We start from the raw sequence: 9285 nt of genomic DNA on the forward strand, positions 1-9285 counted from the left end.
TTCCAGGCCGGTGCGGCCCGCGGCGGCCGCCCACGCGGACTCGTCGCCGGACGGCTCGTAGCGGCGGAGGGACTGGGTCCCGGCCACGAGCGCGCGGGACTCCGCCAGGTCACCGACGGCGCCGTGCGCGCGGGCCTGGATCAGGACGTTGCCGAGCGCGGTCGCCTCCACCGGGCCCGCGACGACCGGCAGGCCGGCCGCGTCCGCGGTCAGCCGGCACAGCAGATCGTTGCGGCTGCCGCCGCCGACCAGGTGGATCACGTCGATCTCCCGGCCGGAGAGCCGGGACGCCTCTCGGAGCGTGGCGCGGTGCGCGAGCGCGAGGCTGTCCAGGATGCAGCGGACGGTCTCGGCGCGGCCGGCCGGCTCGGGGAAGCCGCGGCGGCGGCAGTGCGCGGCGATGCGGGCGGGCATGTCGCCGGGCGGCAGGAACTCCGGGTCGTCGGGGTCGACGAGGCGGCGCAGGCCCGGGACCCGCCCGGCCTCGGCGAGCAGGGCGGGCAGGTCGGCGTCGCCCCAGGTCCGCAGCGACTCCTGGAGGAGCCACAGCCCCATCACGTTGCGCAGGTAGCGGACCGTCCCGTCCACGCCGCCCTCGTTGGTGAAGTTGGCCTCGCGGCTCGCCTCGGTCAGGACGGGCGCGTCCAGCTCGACGCCGACCAGCGACCAGGTCCCGCAGGAGATGTAGGCGAACCGCTCCGTCGTGGCGGGGACGGCCGCGACTGCCGAGGCCGTGTCATGGGAACCGACGGCCGCGACCGCGAGGCCGGGGCGGCCGGTCTCGGCCGCCACGTCGCCGCGGAGCGGCCCGAGGACCTCGCCCGGGTTCCGCAGGGGCGGAAGGATCTTCTCCGGCAGGTCCAGGCGGGACAGGAGGTTTCGCGACCAGGTGCCCTCGCGGACGTCCAGGAGGCCGGTCGTGGACGCGTTGGTCCGCTCCGCGCCGGTCTCGCCCGTCAGCCAGTAGGCGAGGAGATCGGGGATCAGGAGAAGCGTGCTCGCCCGGGACAGGTCGTCCGCGGCGAGCTGGTAGATCGTGTTGAACGGGAGGAACTGGAGGCCCGACGCCTGGTAGAGGAGGCCGTCGCCGAGTTCGGCGCGGACCCGGTCCATGACGCCGTCTGTGCGGGAGTCGCGGTAGTGGACGGGGTTCCCGAGCAGGCGCCCGTCCGCGTCCAGGAGGCCGTAGTCGACGGCCCACGAGTCGATGCCGACCGAGGCCACGCCGGACGGGGCGGAGCGCAGGCCGTCCAGGACGTTGCCGTAAAGCCCGAGGATGTCCCAGTGCAGAGTGCCGTTGACCCTGACGGGGCGGTTGGGAAAGCGCCGGATCTCGTCCAGTTCCAGCGTGCCGGGGCCGACGCGTCCGGCCATGACCCGCCCGCTGGACGCCCCCAGATCGACGGCCGCGAAGGTCGCTTCGTTCATCCGACGACCAGCACCTCCAGAGTGCGGGGACCGTGCACGCCCTCCACGCGTGACAACTCGATGTCGCTCGTCGCCGACGGCCCCGACACGAACGTCAGCGGCCGGTCCGGGTCGAGCCGCTCCAGGGCCTCGGGCACGTCCGGCGCGACCTGGCCGGCGAGGACGACGATCAGGTGGTAATCCGGCACGAGCGACAGGGCGCGCGGCCCCTGGGCGGCGCCGTGGTCGAGGACGATCGTCCCGGTCTCGGCGATCGCGGCGGCGCAGCCGGTGACCGCGCCGGCCAGCCCGTCCAGCGACGCGACGCCGGGGTCCCGGACGAGCGGGGCGTCCGCCGCCGCGAGCCATTCCCCGGGGAGGCCGCCGGGCACGCCGTAGGAGCCGGGACGGGCCGCGAGCCGTTCCGCGACCGTCCCGGCCACGTCGGGTGCGGAAACCCGCAGGACCGTCGCCTTGTAGTTCGCGACCCGCTCGGCGAACAGGTCGAGGACGCCCTCGTCGTGGTGGCGCCGGAGGTAACCGCGGTCGATCCGGTCGTAGGAGGCGGCGACCTCGGCGGCCGGCCGGGCCGGCGTTGCGTCCTCGATCCGGCGGAGGATCTCCTCGCGCGCGTTCACGTGCCCCCCTCCTTCCGCCCGCCGTCCGTGCGGGCCCACCAGGCGCGGAACGACTCCGGCGGCGGCGCGGGGGCGTCGCGCGTCTCGGTCCACGCGCCGAGCGGGCCGGGCAGCCGCCGGATCCGGCCGCCGCGCGCCACGGCGCGGCGGCTCGCGGACGCGGCGCGCTGCGCGAGCCCGAGCCGGGTGGGGGAGCGCAGCGTCCACCCGGCCGCCGCCATCGCCACCCGTTCGAGGGGATGGCGGGGGCCCTTCTCGACGGCGCGGGCCCGCAGGTGGACGAGCACCTCCGGGATGTCGATCGCGACCGGGCACGCCTCGAAGCACGCCCCGCACAGCGTCGACGCGTAGGGCAGCGAGGCGTCCACGTCCGACCCGATGCCCCTGATCTGCGGCGACAGGATCGCGCCGATCGGCCCAGGGTACGGCGACCCGTAGGCGTGACCGCCCGCGCGCTGGTAGACCGGGCACACGTTCAGGCACGCGGAGCAGCGGATGCAGCGCAGCGCCTGCCGGCCCACCCCGTCGGCCAGCGTGGCGGTGCGGCCGTTGTCCAGCAGGACGAGGTGGAAGTCGCGCGGGCCGTCACCGGGGGAGACGCCCGTCCAGGTCGAGGTGTAGGGGTTCATCCGCTCCGCCGTGGACGAGCGCGGGAGCAGCTGAAGGAACACCTCCAGGTCCCGCCAGCTCGGGACGAGCTTCTCCACGCCCATCACCGAGATCAGCGTCTCGGGGAGCGTCAGGCACATCCGCCCGTTGCCCTCCGACTCCAGGACGACGAGGGTGCCGGTGTCGGCGACGGCGAAGTTCACGCCCGACACGCCGACCTTCGCCGACAGGAACTTGGCGCGCAGGTGGCGGCGGGCGGCCTCGGCCAGTTCGGCGGGGGAGTCGGTCAGCCCCTCCGGGACGCCGTCCATCGCGCGCAGGAAGATGTCGCGGATGTCGGCCCGGTTGCGGTGGATGGCCGGGACGAGGATGTGCGACGGCCGGTCGTCCCCGAGCTGGACGATCAGCTCCGCGAGATCGGTCTCGTAGGCGGTGACGCCCTCCCCGGCGAGGAACTCGTTCAGGCCGGTCTCCTGCGTGGCCATCGACTTGACCTTGACGACCTCGGTCTCGCCTGTCGCCTTCACCAGGCCGGCGACGATCCGGTTGGCCTCGTCGGCGTCCCTCGCCCAGTGGACGGTCCCGCCCGCCTCGGTGACCTTTTCCTCCAGAAGGCGGAGGTAGTGCCCGAGGTTCTCCAGGACATGGTCCTTGATCTGCTTGCCCGCCTCGCGCAGCGCGGGCCAGTCGTCCAGCTCCGCGACGGCGGAAGCGCGCCGCCCCCGGATCGTGGTGGTCGCGTGGGCGAGGTTGCCGCGCAGCCGCGCGTCGGCCACCGCGCGGCGCGCCGCGTCGGGGAACGACGGCATCCCGATGTACGTCGGCATCGCCGATGGGCTCCCTGCTTCCTGCGGGGGGACGACCCCCCGCGCCCCCCGGTTCGCTTCGCTCATTTCAGGTCCTCCTCGGTGGAGGCGAGGATCTCGGCCAGGTGGACGGTCCGCACGGCGGCGCGGGTGCGGGTGAGCGCTCCGCCGATGTGCATGAGGCAGGAGTTGTCGGCCGCGCACAGGGCCTCGGCCCTGGTCTCCCGGACGGCGGTGACCTTGTCCGCGCACATCGCGGCCGACACCTCGGCGTTCTTCAGCGCGAACGTCCCGCCGAACCCGCAGCATTCGGCGGCGTCCGGCAGGTCGGCCAGGTCGATGCCGCGGACCTCGCGCAGCAGCCGCAGCGGGCGGTCGCCGACGTGCAGCATCCGCAGCGAGTGGCAGGTGGGGTGGTAGGTGACGCGGTGCGGGAAGTAGGCGCCGACGTCGGTGACGTCCAGCACGTCCACGAGGAACTCCGACAGCTCGTACACGCGCGACGCCACCCCGGAGGCCCGCGGCGCGAGCTTCGGATGCCAGTCGCGGATCATCGCGGCGCACGACGCGGACGGCGTCACGACCGCGTCGTAGGGCTCGAACGTCTCGGCGAAGCCCTTCACCAGGGGGAGCGCCTGCCGCCGGTACCCGGTGTTGAGGTGCATCTGCCCGCAGCAGGTCTGCCCTTCGGGGAACTCGACGTCGTGGCCGAGGCGCCGCAGCAGCCGCACCATGGCCCTGCCGGTCTCGGGGTACAGCGTGTCGTTCACGCAGGTGACGAACAGAGCGACCTTCATGGAGCGACTCCGGGAGGGCGGCTGGACTCGCGGACGACCAGCTCGGGCTGGAACATGACCTGCTGGTGGGCGTGCCCGCCCGACTCGTCGCACTCCTCCAGCAGCAGTTCGGTCGCGATCCGGCCCAGCTGGTAGGTGGGCTGCCTGATCGAGCTCAGCGGGACCGCGGCCGCCGCCGAGAACTCGATGTCGTCGTACCCGATCAGCGCGATGTCGGCCGGTACCTTCAGCCCCGCCTGCAGCAGCACGCGCAGCACCCCGAGCGCGAGCAGGTCGTTCGCGCAGAAGATCGCGTCGGGCAGCGGCGGGCCGGCCTCCAGCAGCCGCCGTGCCGCCTCCTGCCCGGACCTGGCGTTCATCGCCCCGACCGGCACCTCGCGCAGCACCTCGCGGCCGAGCCCGGCGGCGCGCAGCCCCCGCAGCGCGCCCTTGCGGCGGTCGGCGCACTGGCGCAGCACGTTCGGGCCGGTGACGAAGGCCAGCGAGCGGGCCCCGCCGTCCAGCAGCTCGCCGACCGCCAGCTCGCCGCCGGCGACGTCGTCGACGGCGACCGAGCACTGGTTCGCGCGGGGCGTCGGATGGTCGAGCAGCACCACGGGGACGCCGCGCTCCTGGAGCCGGTCGGCGGCCTCACCGTCGTCGCCGACCGGGGTCAGCAGGACGCCGCGGACCCGCTGCTCGGCGAACACCCGCAGGTTGCGCTGCTCCCGCTCGTCCGACTCGCCGGACGACGACAGGATCACCGCGTAGCCGCGCTCGCTGGCGGTGTCCTCGACGCCGCGGGCGACGTCGGTGAAGAACGGGTTGGCGAGGTCCAGGACCATCAGCCCGATCGTGCTGCTGTGCCCGGCGCGCAGCGTGGACGCCGAGCCGTTGCGGACGAACCCGAGCTCGCGGATGGCCTTCTCGACCCGGACCCGGGTCGCGTCGGCGACCCGCTCGGGGCGGTTGAGCACGTTGGACACGGTGCCCGGCGACACGCCGGCGCTCGCCGCGACCTGCTTGATGCCGACCGTCCGGCTCAGGGATCCGGCGCGTCCAGTGTCGTCTGCGCTCAATCTGTGTGCCCCCGGTCCGTCCGCTGGATATGCCGATTCACTCTGGTCATCGAATTAAAACGTGTCAAGCCCGCTCGCGGTGCGCTGGGGGTGTCCGAGTCGTTGGCGGGGACCGGTCGGCGTGAACTTCAGAAACCTCTTCCGGCCCTGTGCCAAGGGGGATTCGGCTGGATGGGCCGCGATCTTCGAGCAGGTTGCCTCTTGACGGCCGCGAGGCGTGACTCTAGCGTCCTCCGCAACGTCACGTTAAAACGTTTTTCACATGCCGGTCATAGACCAGCCCCGCGAGGAGGGCCGCCATGGGCGCACCCGGCCGGTCGGCGCCGCCGACATTGGCACTGGTGAACGTGAGTAAGTCGTTCGGTGCAGTGCGCGCACTGCAGGGCGTCACCCTGGAGTTGCACGCGGGCGAGGTCCACGCCCTGGCCGGAGAGAACGGCGCGGGCAAGTCCACAGTGGTAAAAACGTTCGCAGGCGTCCACCGCCCCGACGCGGGCGGAGTCCACGTCGACGGTGAGCCGGTGACCTTCGGCGGGCCCGCCGACGCGCAGGACGCCGGCGTCGCCGTGATCTACCAGGAGCCCACCCTGTTCCCCGACCTGTCGGTCGCGGAGAACATCTTCATGGGCCGCCAGCCGCGCGCCCGCGGCCGCCTCTCGGGGCTCGGCCGCATCGACCGCCGCGCCATGCGCGCCGAGACCGCGGAGCTGTTCGAACGGCTCGGCGTCGCGCTCGACCCGGAGGCGCCCGCCCGCGGCCTGTCGATCGCCGACCAGCAGGTCGTCGAGATCGCCAAGGCCATCTCCCGGAACGCGCGGGTCCTCATCATGGACGAGCCGACCGCCGCGCTCACCGGCCAGGAGGTCGCCCGGCTGTTCACGGTCACCCGCACGCTGAGCGAGCACGGCTGCGCCGTCCTGTTCATCTCGCACCGGCTGGAGGAGATCTTCGAGCTGTGCCGGCGGGTCACCACGCTGCGCGACGGCTCCCTGATCGGCACCGACCTGACGGCGGACCTCACTCCCGACGACCTCGTCCGCCGGATGGTCGGCCGCGACCTCGACGCCCTCTACCCCAAGCAGGACGTGACGCCCGGCGAGGTCGCGCTGAAGGTCTCCCGGCTGACCCGCGAGGGCGCCTTCACCGACATCTCCTTCGAGGTCCGCCGCGGCGAGATCGTCGCCCTGGCCGGGCTGGTCGGCGCCGGCCGCAGCGAGGTCGCCCGCGCGATCTTCGGCGTGGACCGCTGGGACGCCGGGAGCGTCGAGGTCACCGGCCGGCCGCTGCCCCCGGGCAGCCCGACCGCCGCGATGTCGGCGGGGCTCGCGCTCGTCCCCGAGGACCGGCGCCAGCAGGGCCTGGTCATGGGCATGTCCATCGAACGCAACATGGGCCTCACCCAGTTGCGCACGCTGCGCCGCGAGACGGGGCGCGGCGGGCTCATCTCCCGGAAGGTGGAGCGCGGCCGCGCCGCCGACTGGGGGCTGCGGCTCCAGCTCAAGTACTCCAGGCTCACCGACCTCGTCGGCGTCCTGTCGGGCGGCAACCAGCAGAAGGTCGTGCTCGCCAAGTGGCTGGCCACCGAGCCGGACGTCCTCATCGTGGACGAGCCGACCCGCGGCATCGACGTCGGCACCAAGGCCGAGGTGCACCGGCTGCTGTCGGAACTGGCCGCGCGGGACCTCGCGGTCCTGATGATCTCCTCCGACCTGCCGGAGGTGATCGGCATGGCCGACCGCGTCCTGGTGATGCACGAGGGCCGGCTCGCCGCCGAGATCCCGCGCGCCGACGCGACCGAGGAGAGCGTGATGGCCGCCGCGACCGGCCGGACCGGCGCCGGAAGGGCGGCCTGAGCCGATGACCGTACTCACCCAGTCACCGGCCAGGCCGGGATCCGGCGGCGCCGGCGGAGGCGGGCGGCGCCTGGTCGAACTCGTGCTGCGCGCCCGCGAGCTGAGCATCCTCGGCGCCCTGATCGTCCTCGTCGTCGGGACCACGATCGCCAACCCGCGGTTCCTGTCGGAGCAGGGACTGAGGGACATCTTCCTCAACGCCTCGATCCTGGTCCTGCTCGCCGTCGGGCAGAGCATGGTCGTCGTCACCCGCAACATCGACCTGTCGGTCGGCTCCGTCGTCGGGCTCGTCGCTTTCTCCGCGGGCAGGTTCGCTTCCGGCGGCGACCGGAACGTCGTGCTGGTCCTCCTGGTCGGCGTCCTCATCGGGCTGGCCTGCGGGCTGGTGAACGGCCTGCTCGTCAGCTTCTGCCGGGTCCCCTCCCTGGTCGTCACCCTCGGCACCCTCTACGTGATCCAAGGGCTCGACTACCGCATCGCCCAGGGTGACCAGATCAGCGCCTCCGAGCTCCCGGCCTCGGTCCTCGGCCTCGGCAGCGACGGCGTCCTCGGCATCCCCTACCTGCCGATCATCACGGTCGCCGTGATGCTGGCCGCCGGCTACTACCTGCGCTCCTACTCGTCCGGGCGCGAGTTCTACGCGATCGGGTCCAGCCCCGAGGCCGCGATGCTCGCCGGCGTGCCGATCCGCCGCCGCATCCTCACCGCCTACCTGGTCAGCGGCGCGCTCGCCGGCCTCGCCGGGGTGCTGTGGCTCTCCCGGTTCGGAACCGTCGTCGCCGACGCCGCGAACGGCTGGGAGCTGACGGTCGTCGCCGCCGTCGTCGTCGGCGGCGTCGCGATCACCGGCGGCGTCGGCACCGTCTACGGGGCGGCGCTCGGCGCGCTGCTGCTCACCACCATCGGCAGCGTGCTGGTGGTGCTCAAGGTCAACCCGTTCTGGCAGGAGGCCATCACCGGCGTCCTCCTGCTGCTGGCCATCAGCGTCGACCGGCTGCTCGCGCTCCGCGTCACCCGGGCGCTGAGACAACGATCCCTGGAGTCGACCGTGCACCAGGACGTGCCCGCGCCGTCCGAAGGGAAGGGCGAGTCATGAGCCGCCTGGGACATCTGGTGCGGTGGGAGACCGCCATCACCGTGCTGCTGATCGTGGTCTTCTTCGGCGGCGCCGGGTTCTCGCCCGACTTCACCGGCGGCGGCAACCTCTCGTTCGCGCTGCTCGACCTCAGCGAGATCGCGCTGATCGCGCTGCCGATGACGCTGCTGGTCGTGTGCGGGCAGGTCGACCTGTCGGTCGCCTCCGTCCTCGGGCTGAGCAGCGCGCTGACCGGCATGATGTGGGACAACGGCATGGCGATCGAGACGATCATCCCGCTGGTGCTGGTCGTCGGCGTGGTCTGCGGCCTGGTCAACGGGCTGCTCGTCACCAGGCTGGGGCTGCCGTCCCTCGCCGTCACGATCGGCACGATGACCCTCTACCGGGGCCTCGCGTACGTGACGCTCGGCACCGGCGCGATCTCCGAGTTCCCGTTCACCTACACCGACCTCGCGACCTCGACCGTCCCCGGCACACCGATCCCGTACCCGATCGCGCTGTTCGTCCTGCTCGCCATCGCCACCGGCGTCGTCCTGCACGCCACCGGCATCGGACGGTCGCTGTTCGCGATCGGCGCGCAGGAGGACGCCGCCTACTTCGCCGGCATCCGGGTCAAGCGCATCAAGCTGATCCTGTTCGTGGTGTCCGGCCTGGTCGCCGGGTTCGCCGGCATCGTCTACACGCTCCGCTACGGCAGCGCCCGCGCCGACAACGGAATCGGCCTGGAACTGGCCGTGATCGCGGCGGTGCTGCTCGGCGGCATCGACTTCGAGGGCGGCAAGGGCACCCTCGCCGGCGTCATCGCCGCGGTGCTGCTGGTCGGCCTGCTCCGCAACCTGCTGATGCTCAACGACGTCCCCACCGAGGTCCAGTCGATCGTCACCGGGCTGCTCCTCATCATCAGCGTCCTCACGCCGCGGCTGATCGCCGTGGTGCGCGAGGCCCAAGGCAGGCGGCGGGGCGCGCGACCCGCGACCCCCGCCGCCGCGCCCTAGCCGCGAGCCCCATCCCACCCCGAAGC

8 protein-coding genes are annotated in these 9285 nt (G+C 73.0%); 3 read left to right on the forward strand and 5 right to left on the reverse strand.

Going from position 1 to position 9285, the window contains the following annotated elements:
* The 5 genes from E1281_RS32930 to E1281_RS32950 form a co-directional block, all read right to left on the reverse strand.
* A partial coding sequence (locus E1281_RS32930) for a rhamnulokinase family protein (RefSeq protein WP_131883622.1) occupies positions 1–1428 on the reverse strand: 1428 nt, incomplete at its 3' end.
* Entirely contained in the window at positions 1425–2045 is a 621-nt protein-coding gene (locus E1281_RS32935; RefSeq protein WP_131883623.1) for an LUD domain-containing protein, read from the reverse strand. The genes E1281_RS32930 and E1281_RS32935, both read right to left, overlap by 4 nt.
* On the reverse strand, positions 2042–3463 hold the full coding sequence (locus E1281_RS32940) for a LutB/LldF family L-lactate oxidation iron-sulfur protein (protein WP_207943635.1): 1422 nt from the start codon (positions 3461–3463) through the stop codon (positions 2042–2044). The genes E1281_RS32935 and E1281_RS32940 overlap by 4 nt, the downstream gene beginning before the upstream one ends.
* 80 nt (positions 3464–3543) lie before the next feature.
* On the reverse strand, positions 3544–4257 hold the full coding sequence (locus E1281_RS32945) for a (Fe-S)-binding protein (protein ID WP_131883625.1): 714 nt from the start codon (positions 4255–4257) through the stop codon (positions 3544–3546).
* The gene (locus E1281_RS32950) at positions 4254–5315 is read right to left on the reverse strand and encodes a substrate-binding domain-containing protein (RefSeq protein WP_207943634.1); all 1062 of its coding nucleotides are present in this window, start codon (positions 5313–5315) and stop codon (positions 4254–4256) included. The genes E1281_RS32945 and E1281_RS32950 overlap by 4 nt, the downstream gene beginning before the upstream one ends.
* 299 nt (positions 5316–5614) lie before the next feature.
* Between E1281_RS32950 and E1281_RS32955 the strand changes: the two genes are divergently transcribed.
* The 3 genes from E1281_RS32955 to E1281_RS32965 are packed head-to-tail and all read left to right on the forward strand — an operon-like array spanning position 5615 to position 9259.
* Positions 5615–7168: a sugar ABC transporter ATP-binding protein gene (locus E1281_RS32955; protein WP_131883626.1), complete on the forward strand. Its 1554-nt coding sequence runs from the start codon at positions 5615–5617 to the stop codon at positions 7166–7168.
* A 4-nt stretch (positions 7169–7172) separates the two neighbouring features.
* The gene (locus E1281_RS32960) at positions 7173–8264 is read left to right on the forward strand and encodes an ABC transporter permease (protein WP_131883627.1); all 1092 of its coding nucleotides are present in this window, start codon (positions 7173–7175) and stop codon (positions 8262–8264) included.
* Complete coding sequence (locus E1281_RS32965) at positions 8261–9259, forward strand: ABC transporter permease (protein ID WP_131883628.1); 999 nt, start codon at positions 8261–8263, stop codon at positions 9257–9259. Before E1281_RS32960 ends, E1281_RS32965 begins: the two co-directional genes overlap by 4 nt.
* Positions 9260–9285: the final 26 nt, after the last annotated feature.

The sequence above is a fragment of the Actinomadura sp. KC345 genome, assembly GCF_004348515.1.
In the GTDB taxonomy this organism is placed as follows: domain Bacteria; phylum Actinomycetota; class Actinomycetes; order Streptosporangiales; family Streptosporangiaceae; genus Spirillospora.